This window comes from Floridaenema fluviatile BLCC-F154, from assembly GCF_041929135.1.
Taxonomy (GTDB): Bacteria; Cyanobacteriota; Cyanobacteriia; order Cyanobacteriales; family Aerosakkonemataceae; genus Floridanema; species Floridanema fluviatile.
In genome coordinates, this window is sequence record NZ_JBHFNS010000093.1 from 235264 (window position 1) to 252487 (window position 17224).

Sequence of the window (17224 nt, forward strand, 5' to 3'; positions counted from 1 at the left end):
GCTATGTTAGATCACAACTCACCAGAATTAAAACAAAAACCCAGCTTTGCATCACCTTTATTTAAGTGGACTGAGTATTTCTCCCATCAGGAAAGAGAGATAACTCAAAGTATGAACGTTTTTATCTTAATCTGGGTTGGTCAGGTGTTATCTCTGGTTGGTTCTCGCATGACCAATTTTGCTTTAAGTATTTGGCTTTATCAGCATACTAATTCAGCCACCCAATTTACCCTCCTAATTCTCTCCACAACTTTACCTACAATTATTATCTCTCCCATTGCTGGAGTAATTGTCGATCGCTTTCCTCGGCGCTGGATTATGATTATTAGTGACTTCTGCGCTGGTTTGTGTACCTTAACTATTGCCTGGTTATTTATCAATAATCACCTAGAAGTTTGGAGTCTGTGCTTAATTAGTGCTCTTAGCTCTAGCTTCAGTGCATTTCAAGCCCTTGCCTATTCTTCAGCCACTACATTATTAGTACCTAAAGAACAACTTAGTCGTGCTAGTTCCATGACGCAGATTAGGCTAGCTATTGCAGAAATTCTCTCACCTGCACTGGCAGCGGCACTGTTAGTAACTGTGCAAATTCCCGGAATTGTTGTCATTGATTTGGCAACTTTATGCTTTGCTTTGGTTTGTTTATTAGTGGTGAAATTCCCCGAAGTTAAAACCAAAGAAGCTAAAACAGAGGAAGTTGGTTTATTCTCTTCATTTTGGCAAGAATTATCCTTTGGATGGCATTATTTTATCGATCGCCCTGGACTAATTGGCTTAGTCCTTTTTGTCGCCATCACCAACTTTCTCATTGGCGGTGTTGAAGCTCTCACCACACCTTTAGTGCTTTCCTTTGCTTCTACACAAACACTAGGTACAATCTCTTCCATTGCTAGTTCTGGAATGTTAGTTAGTAGTTTCATTATGAGCTTATGGGGGGGACCACAACGCCAGATGAATCTTATATTTAACTCAATGTTTTTTTTCGGTATATTCTATGTCCTAGCTGGCTTACGTCCTAACCCCATTCTGTTTACTATCTCTGATTTCTTTATATTTTTTATCGTCCCCATTGTTAATGGTGCAATCCAAGTAATTTATCAAAAGAAAGTTGCTCCAGAAGTACAAGGAAAAGTCTTTGCCTTTCGCATAGCGGTTACTCAAGGTTTTCTGCCCCTTTCTTTTCTGCTGGCAGGACCACTAGCCGATCGACTATTTGAACCATTCATGCAAGCTGATGGATTAGCAGCAAATACTATAGGACAAATAATTGGTATTGGGCATGGTCGCGGCATTGGTTTAATGTTTGTCATCATGGGTCTATTTAGCATCTTTTTCACCTTCATTTCCTACTTGTATCCCCGTCTACGTCTACTCGAAGATGAGTTACCAGATAGTTCCGGCCTTTGAGTTTTCCATTAATTCTACTTCCTAAAATTGATAAGTAGTCGTACAAAAGAAAACGATACTGTAGCCATGATTACCCAGCGATTATCTTCAGACAATTGTCTTTCCCGCATTAGCTACTGGCACAGGTAAATTTCCCCTTGAGCAAGCAGCCAGAATTGCCGTTACTGAAGTTCAAAGGTTTTTGAATAACTACTTCAATGTTGAACAGGTTAAATTTGTTTGCTTAGATGAACAAGCTTACCAAGTTTATTCACAAGCGATCGCAGAAATTATTGGTCTTCGTTCCACAGAACAATTAGATCGCTCGATCGCAGGTTCAACATCTGTTGCATTACCAGCCTAAATATAAAGATGTAAGATTGCAGATTTCTTCAGCAATCTTACATCTTTATATAATGCAGTAAGGCAGAAATAACTTATCAGTTGAATCAGCTGAAAAAAAGATAAAAAGCTAACTATAAAAGCTTCTTTCCTTCTGCCTTCTTACATTAATCTACTCTTTCTAATTGCCAGAGAATTTGATTACCCTCTCGCCGCACTCTTGATACTACCCAGTTACGCCACACCCAGTTGTCGCCTCGACTAGTAACGGCGCTGGTGTGAATATCCATTAAGTCTGCTAATTCGGAACTGGTGATTAGGTAGCCTTTGGTGGCAATTTCATCAGCAATATGCAGAACTTCTACTAAATTACGTAGTTGCGTGACCCTAGCTTCACCAGACAAACTTTCTAGTGTCTCAGCCGTAGAAGAAATAGTCGCATCGGTCATAGTTAATTTGAATGTAGAAAGGTCAGGGGGTACTTCACTGGATTGTAACGTTATGTAACCAGATTGGACTGTTGTTGCCGAACTAAATGTTTCTAATGTTGGCGGTTGTTTAAGTGTTGGAGTGCCTCCCAAGGAAAAGTTCCGGGCAATTTCGTCGCAGCGTTCATTCCCGATGTTACCAGCATGACCGCGAACGTACTGCCAGTTAATTTTTGCCGTGTTTAGTCGATCGAGCGTTTCCCAGAGGTCTTGATTGAGTACAGCTTTCCCTTGCGCGGTTTTCCAGCCTTTGTTTTTCCAACCGTTTACCCATTGAGTAATGCCTTTTTTTACATATTCGCTATCAGTATAAAGAGTTACGGGTTGTTTTTGCTCGGTTTGGCTGAGGAATTCTAAGGCGGCGATCGCAGCTTGTAATTCCATGCGATTGTTAGTAGTGAGAGCTTCTGCGCCCCCCATTTCATAAACGGAGTCATCTGCAAAATAAACTACCACGCCCCAACCGCCAGGGCCAGGATTGCCGCTACAGGCTCCATCGGTGTATATGCTTTTAATTCGAGGAAAGGAAGACATCAAAATTTTCGGAATTCTTCGTTAATGCGATCGCTATCAGAACACAACTAAGTCGCTAAGTGCTAAAACTGCGAAATTATTTTATTACACTTCCTGAAGTTGAATCCGATCGCCTGGATTAGTTCCCTTTGCGGTTCTCAGCCAAGCAAACGATCGAACTCAAATTTTACGGTAGGTTGCTCAAGCGATCGCTTCTGGAAATCCGCTTGCTTAGTCATTGCGATCGCTCCTATTCCTATTCAAAGGCGGCACCCAGATTCGAACTGGGGGTGAAGGTTTTGCAGACCTCTGCCTTACCACTTGGCTATGCCGCCATCTTTTGGAATTCCTAGTGTATCAAACTAATACTTCTTTAGCAACTCAATTATGACTGAATTTGGCTACCATCTCAAACGGGACAAAAAAGCATTTTTTTCGCAATCAGAATTCTAAAAAATTATCCTGCTCATTCTCTATATTACTTAAGAAGTAGATTAGATCTGTCTTCTGGCTGTTGAACTACCTCGTAGACATCCCCGTTAATCGAGTATTTGTAAACAAATGTAACAATATTGCCGTCATAGCGGCTTGATGTCTTGACACCACAAAAATCAAACGATAGTCTGATACACATACCCGGGTAGAACAACTGAAATGAGTCAATTATGCAAGACAAACAAAAGGTTACGTTGTATCTTTCACCAGAGCTGCATCGTCAACTCAAAATAAAAGCCGCTATTGACTCAGAACCGATGTCAGCGATTGCTGAAAGAGCCATCATCTTCTACTTAGACAATCCAGAAATTGTGGGAGAAATAGAAGCTGCTCAGGGGCAAACGCATCGGGTTTACAGTTGTCCGGAGTGTACGGGTTCGCTAGTTATGAAGCAAGGGGAGTTAGCTTCCCTGAAAAAGCAGCCAGGTATATTGCCAGAAGAGGAGCTTTCCTCAGTTGAGAAGGTAACGGTGACAGAGGAATCTACTCAACAGGGAGAAGCTGAAGAATTAGTTCCTTGCTAAAGTCGATAAATAAATAATGACATTATTGCCCCAAGCAATAAGAGCAGGAAATAATTACTCTGGTACTGTCTGTATCGTCTCTTTAATTCGGTTGATATAAGTAGGTCGTGGCGAAATGAAAGAAGAGCTCAGCATCCTAGTACAAGCTCAATATCCTCTGATCTACCTCGTAACCTCCGAGGAAGAGCGGGCAGAGCAGGCGATCGCAACCATCGCGCAGATGAGACCCCAAAGAAGGGTGTTTGTGTGGACAGTAACGCAAGGCATGGTGGAATTTGGACAACCACGCAGCGTGCAGCACAACACAGTTTCACCGCAAGCGGCGATCGAGTGGGCAATGAATCGGCAGCAGCGAGACCCCCAGCGAGATTCTAGTATTTTCATCTTCAAAGATCTGCATCCGTTTTTCAACGATCCACAGACAACAAGATGGCTGCGGGATGCGATCGCCAGCTTCAAGGGAACTCAGAAATCCATTATCCTGATGTCCCCGGTGCAGACCATTCCGATCGAGCTGGAAAAGGAAGTTGTGGTTCTAGACTTCCCGCTACCGGACATGGCAGAACTGAACCAGGTATTGACACAGCAGCTAGAGCAAGGTGGACGAGGCAGAAAGGTAAGTACGGAAGCTAGAGAAAAGCTATTACGTGCTGCCTTGGGTCTAACCAAAGATGAAGCGGAAAAAGTTTACCGCAAAGCTCAAGTGACAGCTGGTCGCCTGACCGAAGCAGAAGTTGACATCGTACTTTCTGAGAAAAAGCAAATTATCCGCCGCAACGGGATTCTGGAGTATATCGAAGAAGATGAAACGATCGATGCGGTAGGTGGTTTAGAAGAACTGAAAAAATGGCTGATGCAACGCTCGAATGCTTTCACCGAGAGAGCAAGAGAGTATGGTTTACCCCAACCAAAAGGGATGTTAATTCTCGGAGTACCTGGTTGCGGTAAGTCACTGATTGCCAAAACTACCTCGCGTCTTTGGGGTTTGCCGTTGTTGCGCCTCGATATGGGTAGAGTGTATGACGGCTCAATGGTAGGGCGATCGGAAGCCAATCTTAGAAACGCATTAAAGACCGCAGAATCGATTTCTCCAGCCATTCTATTTATTGATGAATTAGACAAAGCTTTCGCCGGAAGTGCGGGTTCTGCTGATTCGGATGGTGGTACTTCTAGTCGGATTTTTGGTTCCTTCCTAACTTGGATGCAAGAAAAAACTTCTCCAGTGTTTGTGATGGCGACAGCGAACCGAGTAGAACGTTTACCGGGAGAGTTTTTAAGAAAGGGTCGTTTTGACGAGATTTTCTTTGTAGATTTGCCGAACGCCGAAGAACGTCAAGAAATTTTCAAAATTCACCTCACCAAACGCCGTCGAGATGTCGCCCGCTTTGACCTCGATCAATTGGCAAAAGTCTCTGATGGGTTTTCTGGTGCGGAAATTGAGCAGGCGCTAGTCGCTGCAATGTATGAAGCGTTTGCCCAAGAAAGAGAATTCACGCAGTTGGACATTATCGCTGCAATTAAGGCTACGCAACCTCTATCTCGCACTATGACTGAGCAAGTTACAGCCTTGCGAGATTGGGCGAGACAGCGTGCCAGACCAGCTGCCGCCTCCGTTGCTGAATATCAGCGAATGGAGTTTTAAAAAGCTTTCTCCTGCTCCCAACAGGATGAAAGGCTAGCTTAAGCTAGCAATTTCTGACCAAAAAAAACAAAATGTTGTTGTTTGTTTTCTAGTTTCTCTAGGAGGAATCCCAATGTCTCACTTTAGCACACTGCGTACCAAAATCACCGACGCTGAAATCCTGAAAACTTCTTTGCGCGACCTGGGCATCTCTGTGAAGAACAATGCAGATGTTCGTGGTTACAATGGACAGCGGGTTCGTGCTGACTTGGTTGCAGTTCTCGAAGGCGAATATGATTTGGGTTGGTCTCGCAACAGCGATGGTACCTTTGATTTGATCGCTGACCTGTGGGGCGTTGCTAAGAAGCACAACCAAACCGAACTGATCAATTCTATCAATCAAAAGTATGCTGTGAACAAGACTTTGGCTGAAGTTAAGCAACGTGGTTTGCAAAACGCCAATGTCAAACTAGTAGTGCAAAAATAATTGCTCTGCGCGTTCCCAAGCTCACGGGTTAACGGCTGATGTTAGCCCGTTTCTCTACTCAACAGCAGATCAGATAGATGGAATTATATTGTGGATTAAAAAGGCCAGTCTAAAGACTGGCCTTTCTCGTTCAGGTACGTTGTTACGCTTTAGCGCCTTTAAGCAACTGCGGCAATAGCTTGGGGCCAACGACCCATTGCTTTGCCGACGATCGCCAATTCTTGCATTAAGGAGTCAAAGCGATCGGGCGTAAGAGACTGTGGCCCATCGGATAGCGCCTTAGCGGGGTTGGGGTGAACTTCGATCATTAAGGAATCAGCACCGATCGCGATCGCCGCTTTCGCCGTATCCGGGACATAAGTCGCCCATCCAGTACCGTGACTGGGGTCAATCATAATCGGTAAGTGAGTTAACTTTCGCAAAACAGGCACAACTGCCAAATCTAAAGTATTGCGGGTGTATTGACGGTCAAAAGTCCGAATTCCCCGTTCGCAAAGAATTACATTCGGATTGCCAGAAGCTAAGATATACTCTGCCGCCATTAACCAATCTTCAACGGTAGCGGACATTCCCCGTTTCAACAATACAGGTTTTTCTTGAGCGCCCACCTTCTTCAATAAAGAGAAGTTTTGCATATTGCGGGCACCAATTTGCACCACATCAGCGACTTCTGCAATTATTTCCAGTTCAGCAGCGTCCATGACTTCCGTAATGATCCCTAAACCAGTTTCTTGTCTAGCAGCTGCCAATAATTCTAAAGCACTTTCCCCGTGACCTTGGAAAGCATAAGGAGAAGTCCGCGGTTTATAGGCCCCACCCCGGAGAAACTGCGCCCCGGCAGCTTTAACTCGCCGTGCAGTTTCAATAATCATTTCCTCATTTTCCACGGAACAAGGGCCAGCCACTACTACCAAAGGATGCTGTAAACCAAAGTAAACCGTGCCATTAGGAGTAGAAACTGGTACTTCGCTGGCTTCTCCGTGACGGTACTCCAAACTCGCCCGTTTGAAAGGCTGTTCTACCCGCAGGACTTGTTCAATCCAAGGGCTAAGTTCCTGCAACTGTAAAGGATCTAGCTCAGCTGTATCGCCAACTAAACCGATTACTACTTTGTGCTTACCGAAAATTGGTTCTGGTGTCAGTCCCGAGTTGCGTAATTCTTCGCTAATGCGGGCAATTTCGCCTTCTGGTGAGCCGACTTTCATTACTACAATCATGGGAGAATTTCCTGTTAACTCACTTGGGTTTTACTTAAACTTAGGTAGCCGCTAGTTCTGGATGAAGGTGAAAGGCTAAAGTTTTCAGAGAAAAATCAAATTTTAACTCACTAAGCAGTGCCAGTACACTTCATCCTTAAGTACGGCCGATCATTTATAATCCTGGCAATTACTCGATTTTAAGGAAATTTTCGGTTTAGCAGGGCTAATCTCAGATTAGTTTTTCTGCTTTGCCGATCGCCATGCTTCCGTCAAACGTCCAAAATTGGTGGTAAACTCTCGCCAACCCAGAATACTTCCTGGTCTCTCTTCGTCCCAAGATGCTGAGATTGCGCCATAGCTTAACCCCAAAACACTTAAACCGAAAAAGCCCATGCTGACTAGCACGACTGCAATATTCGGCAGTTTGAACCAAGCATGAATTACCACAAAATAACTAATAATGAATGTGGAAATGCCAAAAACTGTAGGAATACCAGAAAATAATCCCATCCGCCGCAGCATTCTTTGGCTGACAACAGCTGGGATTTCTGTTTGCTCTTTAGCACTAGTTTTCGTTGCAGCTTGGCTTTTCGCCTCCACCACCTTTTCAGGTGTTTTTTTTGGCGTTTTTTTCCGATTCTTTTTTGGCTCAAAAGGTAAGCGTTCCTTACCTGATGAAGCATCCTGCGGATTACGACCAGATTCTTGATTGGATTTAGATTCCCCGGACATATTTTTTAACCACGAATGCCCAAGCGACCAATTAAAGCTTGATAGCGTTCTTTATCCTGTTTATTAATGTACGACAACAGGCGTTTCCTTTGACCAATCAGTTTTAACAATCCTCTTCTGGAGGAGTGGTCTTTCTGATTAGACTTCAGGTGTTCGCTGAGGCGGTTAATCCGTTCGGTTAGCATGGCAATTTGCACTTCAGCAGAACCTGTATCGGTTTCGTGGACTTGGTAATCAGTAATTAGTTGGTGTTTACGCTCTTGAGTCAGGGCCATGAATGAAATGTATTTTAATTAATTCAGCAGTCTACTATATTATCACAGCTGACTGATGGTTAATCAGTTTGTTGTAAACGCTTCAGCGTTATCGCACTGAAGTGCTTACAACGAACCTTAATGCCACACGAAGATTTTGGCTTCGTATTCACCTAAGTCGGTAATTAAAGTATCTTCGTTAACTTCTGTGTCGTAGTCGTAAGTCCATTCGTGCCAAGTTCCGTTAGCTGGAAAATTAGGAATTTGGTACTCGCCAAGGAAATTGTCAGAGAAATTGGCGACAACAACTATGCGAGAACCTTCGCCATTCCAACGGCAGAAAGCTAATACTCGATCGTCGGCATTTTCATAGAAAAAGTCGATGTTTTCTGTGTAAAGGGCATGATTGTTTTTGCGTAGATTAATCAATCCCTTGATGTAATTAAATAAGTCTTGGTTTAACTCATTACCTAATAAACTCCATTCAATTTTTGCGGGTTCAATAGTTTTATATTTGTATTCACCAAATTCTTCTCCCATCCACAACATAGGAATTCCGACAGCAGACATTACTAAAACTGCGCCTAATTTTCTGCGTTTAAATGCTGCCTCATCAAATATTTCTCTGTCTGCTAATTCTGCCATTACATGATTGTGGTCATGATTGGTTAAATAATTAACGACGTTTGTTGCACCCATAAAACCTTGGCGTTTGCAGTCTAAGGCATCTTTGAGACGTTCTAAATCGAAAGTGTCGCCGCAAATATGTTCGACAATACAAGCGCGAAAACTGTCATGCCAACAAGAGTCCATTGGGCCATCTATGTTGGTAATACTGGTAGTTTCAGGGATGTGTTCGGCTATGTTAATAAATGGTTTTGCACCAGCGGTTTTTTTGGCTTCTTGGGTAATCCAGTGCATAAAATCGTAGTTGGCAATTTGTCTTGCTGCGTCGTAACGAATGCCGTCAAGATGATATTCTCTTACCCAATATCGCACGACATCACCCATGAACCAACGGGCGGGATAGCATTGGTAATTTTCGTCATAGTGTTCGTAATTAAATTCTGGGCCCCAGTTATTATCGGGGTCGCGGGGTGAGTGATGGTACCAATAATCGTGGTCAATTTGGGTTAGGGGACTTGATGCTTCGGAATGATTATAAATCCCGTCCATCAATACTCTAATTCCTCTAGCATGGCATTCATCTATTAGGGATTTTAATTCTGCGGTTGTGCCATAGCTGGATTCGGTGGCGAAGAAGTAACGGGGGTTATATCCCCAGCTATAATCGCCGGGATATTCTTTAACTGGCATTAGTTCGATCGCATTAATTCCCAAATCACAAAGGTAATCCAATTTATCAATTACGTCTTTATATTTACCTCTGACATATCGATCGGGTTCTCCCCCAGAAAAGTCTGCTATGTGCATTTCATAAATTACTAAAGCATGATCTGGTGGTAAAGGTTTGTCATCATGTTTCCAAACATAAGTATCAACAATTTTTTCGCCGTCTTTAATCTGAACTATGCCGTTTTGAGTAGAATTATCTATGTCTGTGGCATAAGGATCGACAATATCTACCCATTGGTCTGGTTCTAAAAACCATGATTGAGATTGAACCCGAAATTTATAATGATAACTTCCATCTTTCAGTTCTACTTTGGTGCGAAAGAAACCATCTTTGCCTTTTTCCATTGGGATTTCTTTCCAGTTGGAAAAAGAACCGATTAAGGCTGCACCTTGGTTATAAGGAGCAAATAGTTTAAATTCAATTAAACTAGTCATAGTAATTATTTGGTTAGAAAATGCTTACAAGGGTATTCTCCAATTTAAATCTCATTTCTAAAATCAGCCGCAAGAAATAAGTTGACTTGTTGCGTATCCTTCTAAAGAGAGAACTAATTATTATTCAATTGCTTGACTTAACCAAGATATCGCACTTCTAATCCAATCTTCGGCGTTTTTACTTTTAGCGATTAAACCATCTTCACTGACAGCTTTTATGGCTTTTGCTACTTCGTTGTGAGTGTACCCTAAAGCTAACAAAGTCATTTCTACATCTTCGATGATTGCTGCGTCAGGGCCGGAGGGAATAGCTTTAGAGAGTCCGGTTTCTGTACGCCATTGAGATAGTTTAGTTCTTAATTCTAAAGCCATGCGTTCCGCGGTTTTATTGCCAACTCCGGGAGTTTTAGTTAAGGCGCGAATGTTTCCGGTAACAATTGCTTGGACTAAATCTGGTAATCCTAGTGTGTCTAAAAGTGCGATCGCCAGCGCCGCCCCAATGCCACTAACACTAATTAACTGACGAAATAAGTCTCTTTCCGCTGGGGAACTAAAGCCATATAAAACCGCTTGTTCTTCTTTAACTTGATAATGAGTAAAAACTTGAATTGTTGCGCCAACTTCGGGCAATTGCTGAGCGAAATATGAGGGAATTTGTAACTCGTAACCTATAGAATTCACCTCTAAAATTAGCGTCCAGCGATTGCCACTAACTTTAAAAATGCCTGCGATCGATCCTTTCAGATAGGCAATCATTTAAAGAAACCAAAGTAATATAAACCTTCCAAAATTCCGGCAGCGTAATATGATTTAGCTTGGTAACGGTAATCTGCCGGATTAATTTCACACCAGCGTAATAATTCCGGTTGGGCATTACCAACAATTATGCCCCTTTCTCGATCCATACTAAACAAAGCTATATCATTCCCTGAATCACCACAAACTACGGTTTGAGTAGGCGAAATATCCCAATGTTGACGGAGAAATTGCATTGCTGCGCCTTTATTACCGCGTCGGGGAATAATGTCTAAATCTTTGCTGCCACTGTAAATTAATCTTACATTTAAGCCGCGTTTTTGTAATAAATCTTCTAGCTCAGAAAGGACATCTGCTGCTACAATTTCTGCGAGAAAATAACTAACTTTGAAAGGGCGTTGTTCGGTTTCTGGTTGCGGAGTCAAATCAGCGAAATGAGAAGCGGTGTTAATTACTAATTCCCGATCCCAGCCGACCATCATTTTTTCTGACCAAGAGGGGTCTGGGTCATTATCGACATGGTAATAAATTTCTGTACCAACAGCAGTGACTAAAGCATCTGGGACTAGCAAATTTTTTTCTTCTGTTAGTTGTTGGTAGAGGGTTAGCGATCGCCCCGTAGTGTAAACAATCTTGGTATCATACTCTTGACGATGTTGTTTTAACTTTTGGTTAAGTTCTGCTAAAGATTGGTCATCGCCCACTAGAGTATTATCCAAGTCAGTAACAAATAAAAATTTAGCCATATTGACCTCTAGATGAAATATTACCTAAATCAAACATACAAAATGAAAAATTAAAAAAAGAGATTTGCACCTCAATTTTTAACTTTTCATTTTGATTTTTCATGTTTCTTTAGGTACGGGTTTGCCGATACCGTTATTGAAGCGATTGCGCTGCCTCTTGTGCTTGAGTAGCAGATTTAGTATTTCCCTGTTGTTTAAACAGTTCTGCTGCTTGTTGGAAATCCTTAATTGCGGCTTGATTATTTTTCAAATTGTAATAAGTCACACCGCGATTAAAGAATGCTTCCGCAAAATCTGCTCTCAGTTCAATTGCCTGAGTATAATCTTGAATCGCTGCTCGATCGTTTTTCATTCTATTATGAGCAATGCCGCGGTTGTAAAAGACTTTGGCATCTTTTGGGTCAATGCGTGCCGCTTCATTGTAATCAGCAAGGGCTTTTTCATGTTGACCTAAATCATCGTAAGCATTGCCCCGATTAGTCAAAGCCCTGGCATTATTGGGATCTATCTTCAATGCTGCGGTACTATCATCGATCGCCCCTTGGTAATCTTTTAAAAAATAACGGGCAATACCACGCTTGATATAAGCCTCAGCATAATCAGGCTTTAACTTAATTGCCTGAGTATAATCTTCGATCGCCTCTTTGTACTGCCGTTGTTCGGCTTTAATTGCACCTTGACGGTAATATTCCTCCGCTGAGATCTGCGATTCCCCTGGCTTGGGAGTAGTTTCCGTAGTTGGAGTTGCTTGACCGGGCGCAGGAGTAGTTTCCGTAGTCGGAGTTGCTTGACCGGGCGCAGGAGTAGTTTCCGTAGTTGGAGTTGCTTGACCGGGCGCAGGAGTAGTTTCCGTAGTTGGAGTTGGCGTATTTGTAGAGGAACCTGCGGGAACTTCTGGTGTTGCGGGAACCACTTGGGTTTCTCTAGGGGTAGAACTAGGAGAAAGGGAAGGCTTTTCCGACTCTCCAGAAGTTGGTTTCTCTAACTCTTCCTGAGTTGGATTGGATTCTCTCTGGGTAGGTTTTGTTTGTGCATTGACATCTAAACAGGAGATGCTACCCAGAAAAGTAACAATACCTAAAATTGTGATTGATTGGTGAATGAGTTTCATGTTTGTAACCAATCGGCTTGGTAGTCAGTATAAGCCTAGACTTGATTGAGATTAACATTGTTGCCCAATAGGATATCAGGGTTTAGCACTTTATTTGAGCAATGTTTGCCAAAAAATTTTTATTTGTTTGATTGGTAATCACATTGCGATCGAATTTACAATCTAAATTGCGTGTTGGTTACTTAATGTTAAATCTGCTAGTTTGACTTCTTGCTAGGGATAGATTTTTATCAGAATTGGGCTGGAATAGAGATAATATTTTGGTAAGCTTGAATTGTTTGTTGGGCTATTGCTTGCCAACTATAATTTTTCATGGTTAATTCTTTTGCTTTTAGTCCTCTTCGCTGAATTTCTGCTGGATTTTGAAGTGCTAAATGCAATGTTTCTGTTAGAGATTCTACAGTTCGATCGCACACCCAGCCAGCTTCCGCAGCCAAAATATCCGACCAAATGTAAACTCCGCGAGAAATACAAACAGGTGTTCCTGCTGCCATTGCTTCGACTACAGCAATGCCGAAATTTTCGTAATAAGATGGCAATACGAATAAGTCGGCATTTTGTAAGAGGGAAACTTTGCGATCGCCCGTGACAAAACCTGTTATCGTTACTTTGTTTGCTAAGGCAGTGGAAATTTGCGATCGAATTTTCGCCTCATATTCTGGATCTTGCGGATTCGATCCCGCCAACACAAAATGAAAATCAATCCCGGAATTTGCCAAATTTTGCAAAGCTGGAATTAGTAAATCCAAACCCTTTTTCGGATCGACTCTGGACATGAATAAAATTACCGGAGACGGCAAATTAGCAAATTCGGTTTCTGACTTTTCCAGAATTGGCAAATTCACCCCTAAAGGAATCACTAAATCTTTAGTTTTCACCCCAAATCTTTCGGAAACCTTAGCTTCTTCCAAACTAGTAAAATGAATCGCAGAAGCCCCAGCTAGATTAGGTTTTTCTAAGAAAGCAGCATAAATTTGTTTGAGAAACTTTTTCTTCTGTAAATCCGCCGGATCGAGAGTTCCCAAAGGTCGCAAAATATAAGGCAATTTTTGGTTTCTGGCAATAGTTGCTGCCACAGAACACACTGGAGAAAATAAAGCATGAATATGCGCTAAATCATAATTTTTGGCATTTTCATTTAACCATTGCAGCAAATCTAAAGAGAATTTGTATCTGCGAAATGGAGAACAACGAAAGTAACGAATTTGATAACCATCTTGTTCTACCGGACAATTTAAAGGCACATCTAAAGGCGGTTGTCCAGTATCTCCGTTACTATTTGTAGTCAGAATCGTGACTTCAATTCCAGCTTTTGCTAAAGCATTAGAAAGACCCAAAACCATCTGACTAGGGCCGCCATAAACTAGAGAAATAGAGGGAATAATTTGGAGGATTCGCATTTAATTGTTATCAGTTATTTGTTTGTAAAAATCTAATATTCGCTTAGCTAAAGCTTTATTGGTGTATTGATTCATAGCTTTTTCATAACCCAAGTTCGCCAATTTCTCTTTTAATTCTGGCTTGTCCATTAGGTTGATTAAACATTTTTGCAATTCCCCAACATTGCCTTCAGGAAATACTAACCCCGCCTCACCAATTACATTAGGAATTTCTCCCGAATCAGAACCAATTACCGGAACTTGGCAAGCCATTGCTTCAATTAAAACATGACCAAATTGTTCTTTCCAACCAGCAGCAGTTAAGGTTTTGAATTGATAAGTTGTTTGAGATGGTAATACTAAAGTGTGCATTAAATTGATGTATTGGTAAACGCGATCGTGCGGCACACTTTCCACCAAAATCAACTTTCCTTTAATTCCTTTTTCCGCCGCTATTTCCAACAAATTTGACTGCAAAGGCCCACGTCCTAATAATAACAATTTCCAAGATTTCTCCGCTAAATTTGCTAAAGCTTCCACTAATGTAAGTAAACCTTTTTCTTCCACAAATCTACCGACAAAACCGACGACGAAATCACCTTCTTGAATTCCTAGTTCCTTGGCTAATTCCGGTTGAGTTTGCGGCTTAAATAAACTTTCATCAACACCCAGTTGCGGCATAATTACCATTGGCCCTTTGTAGCCTCTTTCTCGTAGAATGTCTACCCCATCTTTGTTACCAACAACTATGCCATGAGTATTTTTAAGATTGTAAGACTCTAGTAATGAAATGGGAAATTTTAAGTTGTAAGGAAGATTCCACCAAGTAAAAAAGACATTTTTTGCCTTTAAACCCAGCAGTTTATTCAAAGTAATAAATTCAGCATAAGCTAAAGCTTTGGAACCTTGTTCAACTTGAATAATGTCTGGTTTAAATTCGCGTAACAAAGGAATCAAATCTGCGCCAAAAGTTAACAAACCTTGGTTGTTTTTGCTAAAATTAGAAATTGGTACTACCCGGAAAGAACCTTCTTGTAAAGGCTGAGTTTCAATTGTTTTATTTTGCACTCCTCCAGGTTGCCAAATTTTAGGAGTAACTACTGTGACTTCGATTCCTGATTCTAATCGAGATAATTCTCTTAATTTCTCGCGATTCAGGTCAACAATATAAGTATGGCTAGCAACTAGAATTCTCATATTTTTTGGATAATTTATTGTTGTTTTTTGTCTTAATAGAAGAACCTATTACTCTTTAACCAAATCTTGTTTGGTGTAGATTTGTCCTTTATTCCAAGTAGATTGAATTACTGTACCTAAAGCTTTAAAAAAGCCTAAACTGTAAAATCCGGCACGAGTAATAATTTTTAATGCTGAACCGCTTTTATGACAAGGTGGGCGACCTAGTACGTGACAATCAAATAAACGGTAAAATAGTCTTAATTGTTGGTCAATTGTGAGATTTTTCATGCCCATTAAGAAATGATTGTGGTAGAAAGTGAGTTGATATTTTAGCGATCGCGTACTAATATCATGACATCCACCAGTTTCTTCTCCCAAATGTACCAAATAAGCCTCTGGGTCATACCAAATTTTATAACCTGTTCTTCGCAATCTTAAACAAAAATCCGACTCTTCTCGCACCGCACTACCGCGAAATCTTTCATCAAAATACAACCCATGTTTGCTGAAAATTTCCCGCCGAAAAGACATATTACAACCTCTTGCCGTAATCACTTGTTGCGGTTTTGTTGTATGCACTAAATCAATGTAATACCAAGCAATTCCAGGGTCCATTGCTTGCGGTGGTAAATATTCAATTGTATAAGCTTCATCTGGTTTTTCTCGTTGGGAGTCTGCCAATTTCATGCGATCGAAAACTCTCCCCGCTACTGCCCCAATTTCGGGTTTTTCCATATAGTTACGGGCATGATTTTTTAAACAATCAACTGGCATTTCCACATCATCATCAATAAAGTAAATAATATCTCCAGTTGCCCGCCGAACTGCATAATTTCTCGCCCCTGGTAAACTTGCCCAATCTAGACGATACCAGTGAATTTTACCGTTATTAGCTAACTCTTCTAAATAAGTTTGAGTTTCTGGTTGATGGGTTTTAGTTTGATCGACTACAATGATTTCAAAATTGGGGTAGTCTTGTTTTAAGACATCTGCGATCGTTGCCCGCAAAGCTTCTTCACGTTGATATGTAGGAATAACTACTGAGATTGGAGGGAAATTCATGTTTTTATTTTCCTTTTACAGTTTTATAATTAGTTTAAGCTTGTTTTTTCAGCAATTTACCGAAAATTTTGCTTAAGAAATTATCCAAATAGATAAAGGCGATTACATAAACTGTTAATACAGCTATCGTAATCAGCAGTACGGGAAGAATTTTCAAGTAAGAGTTGAGATTAATTTGTTTAGTTAAATAGGGCAGTAAGACAAAATACAAAGGTTGATGTACCAGATAAATTTGGTAGGAATAGATTCCCATCAAAGAGAGTAAAGATAAACCTTTTGTTAACAACTTTGATTGGCTTCCCTTGTCAAACAACCAATAGCAAGCTATGAAGAAAAAGGGAGTAAATAACATATCAAAGCCCAGCATATATATTATATCTACTCCGGCAACAGCTAAAGCGGCGTAAAGACCTAAGCCAAGGACAAAAATAATGCTTGTTACTGTAAAATCTACCTTCCTAAAAGAGTTATGGTTATTGTAAATAAATCCCCAATACAAGCCTAAACAAAGCTGGAAAAAATAACTACCTAGAAAGTTATTTTGCAGGAAAACCATAAAAGTGTCGGAATCTTGGATAAAGATTAGACAGAGCAGTTTATTGAATGTGCCTAACGCGATGCCTAGCAGTAAAATTTTAGTTGGGTTATTTTGGCAGACTTTAAAGATTAGCGGTGTAACTAAATAAGCTTGCAAAATTACAAAGAAAAACCAGAAGCCCGGATTAAATACACGAAATGTTTTATAGCTTGCTACTCCAAAGAAAATTAATATCCCATCTGTAATTGATTTGATTTCGATGTCTTTGAATAAAGAATAAAGTAATAAAGTAACTAGTACTGCCAAAATATAGGTTGGGTAAAGTCGGACTAATCGCTTTTGTAACCAAGGAATCCAATTAGTAGTAATTTCACTTAGTTGATTCTTTTTCGCGATCGCAGCTAAAGCATAACTAGTATTAAAGCCAGCCATAACAAAAAAGATATCCACAGCGGCATAGCCTACTTTAGCGCCAAGGCTATCTAACAGGGAAACTAAAGGGATGCGATCGGGATAGTTTTGAAAAAAATGAAACAAAAGGATGCCTAAAATCGCTAACCCTTTCGTATAATCTATCCAATCCCAACGTTTTTTTGCTAAATTATTAGTAGACATAAAATT

17 protein-coding genes and 1 tRNA gene are annotated in these 17224 nt (G+C 40.9%); 5 read left to right on the top strand and 13 right to left on the bottom strand.

Annotation, left to right across the window (positions count from 1 at the left end; all coding sequences use genetic code 11):
• Positions 1 to 3 precede the first annotated feature (3 nt).
• Both ACE1B6_RS28005 and ACE1B6_RS28010 read left to right on the top strand, forming a co-directional pair.
• Positions 4 to 1407: an MFS transporter gene (locus ACE1B6_RS28005; RefSeq protein WP_413260582.1), complete on the top strand. Its 1404-nt coding sequence runs from the start codon at positions 4 to 6 to the stop codon at positions 1405 to 1407.
• Positions 1408 to 1588: 181 nt separating this feature from the next.
• Entirely contained in the window at positions 1589 to 1750 is a 162-nt protein-coding gene (locus ACE1B6_RS28010) for a hypothetical protein (RefSeq protein WP_413260583.1), read from the top strand.
• A gap of 145 nt (positions 1751 to 1895) precedes the next feature.
• Here ACE1B6_RS28010 and rnhA read toward each other — a convergent pair whose 3' ends face one another.
• Together rnhA and ACE1B6_RS28020 are read right to left on the bottom strand one after the other, a co-directional pair.
• Entirely contained in the window at positions 1896 to 2750 is an 855-nt protein-coding gene (gene rnhA, locus ACE1B6_RS28015; RefSeq protein ID WP_413260584.1) for a ribonuclease HI, read from the bottom strand.
• Between the two features lie 243 nt (positions 2751 to 2993).
• Positions 2994 to 3064 (bottom strand) — tRNA-Cys (locus tag ACE1B6_RS28020).
• A 330-nt stretch (positions 3065 to 3394) separates the two neighbouring features.
• Between ACE1B6_RS28020 and ACE1B6_RS28025 the strand changes: the two genes are divergently transcribed.
• The 3 genes from ACE1B6_RS28025 to ACE1B6_RS28035 all read left to right on the top strand — a co-directional run bounded on the left by ACE1B6_RS28025 (position 3395) and on the right by ACE1B6_RS28035 (position 5856).
• The gene (locus ACE1B6_RS28025) at positions 3395 to 3748 is read left to right on the top strand and encodes a slr0373 family blue light stress response protein (RefSeq protein ID WP_413260585.1); all 354 of its coding nucleotides are present in this window, start codon (positions 3395 to 3397) and stop codon (positions 3746 to 3748) included.
• A 115-nt stretch (positions 3749 to 3863) separates the two neighbouring features.
• Positions 3864 to 5390 carry a stress-responsive protein Ycf46 gene (ycf46, locus tag ACE1B6_RS28030; RefSeq protein WP_413260586.1) on the top strand — a complete coding sequence of 509 codons (1527 nt, stop codon included), beginning with the start codon at positions 3864 to 3866 and terminating at the stop codon, positions 5388 to 5390.
• 112 nt (positions 5391 to 5502) lie between these two features.
• Entirely contained in the window at positions 5503 to 5856 is a 354-nt protein-coding gene (locus ACE1B6_RS28035) for a DUF1257 domain-containing protein (RefSeq protein ID WP_073595053.1), read from the top strand.
• Positions 5857 to 6014: 158 nt separating this feature from the next.
• Here ACE1B6_RS28035 and aroF read toward each other — a convergent pair whose 3' ends face one another.
• From aroF to ACE1B6_RS28090, 11 genes are all read right to left on the bottom strand, one after another.
• Positions 6015 to 7073 carry a 3-deoxy-7-phosphoheptulonate synthase gene (gene aroF / locus ACE1B6_RS28040; RefSeq protein ID WP_413260587.1) on the bottom strand — a complete coding sequence of 353 codons (1059 nt, stop codon included), beginning with the start codon at positions 7071 to 7073 and terminating at the stop codon, positions 6015 to 6017.
• Between the two features lie 216 nt (positions 7074 to 7289).
• Positions 7290 to 7787, bottom strand: a complete 498-nt coding sequence (locus tag ACE1B6_RS28045) for a PAM68 family protein (RefSeq protein ID WP_413260588.1) — start codon at positions 7785 to 7787, stop codon at positions 7290 to 7292.
• 5 nt (positions 7788 to 7792) lie between these two features.
• On the bottom strand, positions 7793 to 8062 hold the full coding sequence (rpsO, locus tag ACE1B6_RS28050) for a 30S ribosomal protein S15 (protein ID WP_413260589.1): 270 nt from the start codon (positions 8060 to 8062) through the stop codon (positions 7793 to 7795).
• A 117-nt stretch (positions 8063 to 8179) separates the two neighbouring features.
• Positions 8180 to 9832: an alpha-amylase family glycosyl hydrolase gene (locus tag ACE1B6_RS28055; RefSeq protein WP_413260590.1), complete on the bottom strand. Its 1653-nt coding sequence runs from the start codon at positions 9830 to 9832 to the stop codon at positions 8180 to 8182.
• 120 nt (positions 9833 to 9952) lie between these two features.
• Positions 9953 to 10588, bottom strand: a complete 636-nt coding sequence (gene ruvA, locus ACE1B6_RS28060; RefSeq protein ID WP_413260591.1) for a Holliday junction branch migration protein RuvA — start codon at positions 10586 to 10588, stop codon at positions 9953 to 9955.
• Positions 10585 to 11334, bottom strand: a complete 750-nt coding sequence (locus ACE1B6_RS28065) for a sucrose-phosphate phosphatase (RefSeq protein ID WP_413260592.1) — start codon at positions 11332 to 11334, stop codon at positions 10585 to 10587. The genes ruvA and ACE1B6_RS28065 overlap by 4 nt, the downstream gene beginning before the upstream one ends.
• Before the next feature lie 133 nt (positions 11335 to 11467).
• On the bottom strand, positions 11468 to 12445 hold the full coding sequence (locus ACE1B6_RS28070; protein ID WP_413260593.1) for a tetratricopeptide repeat protein: 978 nt from the start codon (positions 12443 to 12445) through the stop codon (positions 11468 to 11470).
• Positions 12446 to 12675: 230 nt separating this feature from the next.
• Positions 12676 to 13845 (bottom strand): hormogonium polysaccharide biosynthesis glycosyltransferase HpsP, encoded by a 1170-nt coding sequence (hpsP, locus tag ACE1B6_RS28075; RefSeq protein WP_413260594.1) that lies wholly within the window; start codon positions 13843 to 13845, stop codon positions 12676 to 12678.
• Positions 13846 to 15021 carry a hormogonium polysaccharide biosynthesis glycosyltransferase HpsO gene (gene hpsO / locus ACE1B6_RS28080; RefSeq protein ID WP_413260595.1) on the bottom strand — a complete coding sequence of 392 codons (1176 nt, stop codon included), beginning with the start codon at positions 15019 to 15021 and terminating at the stop codon, positions 13846 to 13848.
• Positions 15022 to 15069: 48 nt separating this feature from the next.
• Positions 15070 to 16065, bottom strand: a complete 996-nt coding sequence (gene hpsN / locus ACE1B6_RS28085; protein WP_413260596.1) for a hormogonium polysaccharide biosynthesis glycosyltransferase HpsN — start codon at positions 16063 to 16065, stop codon at positions 15070 to 15072.
• Between the two features lie 34 nt (positions 16066 to 16099).
• Positions 16100 to 17218 (bottom strand): acyltransferase family protein, encoded by a 1119-nt coding sequence (locus ACE1B6_RS28090; protein WP_413260597.1) that lies wholly within the window; start codon positions 17216 to 17218, stop codon positions 16100 to 16102.
• Between the last annotated feature and the right edge of the window lie 6 nt (positions 17219 to 17224).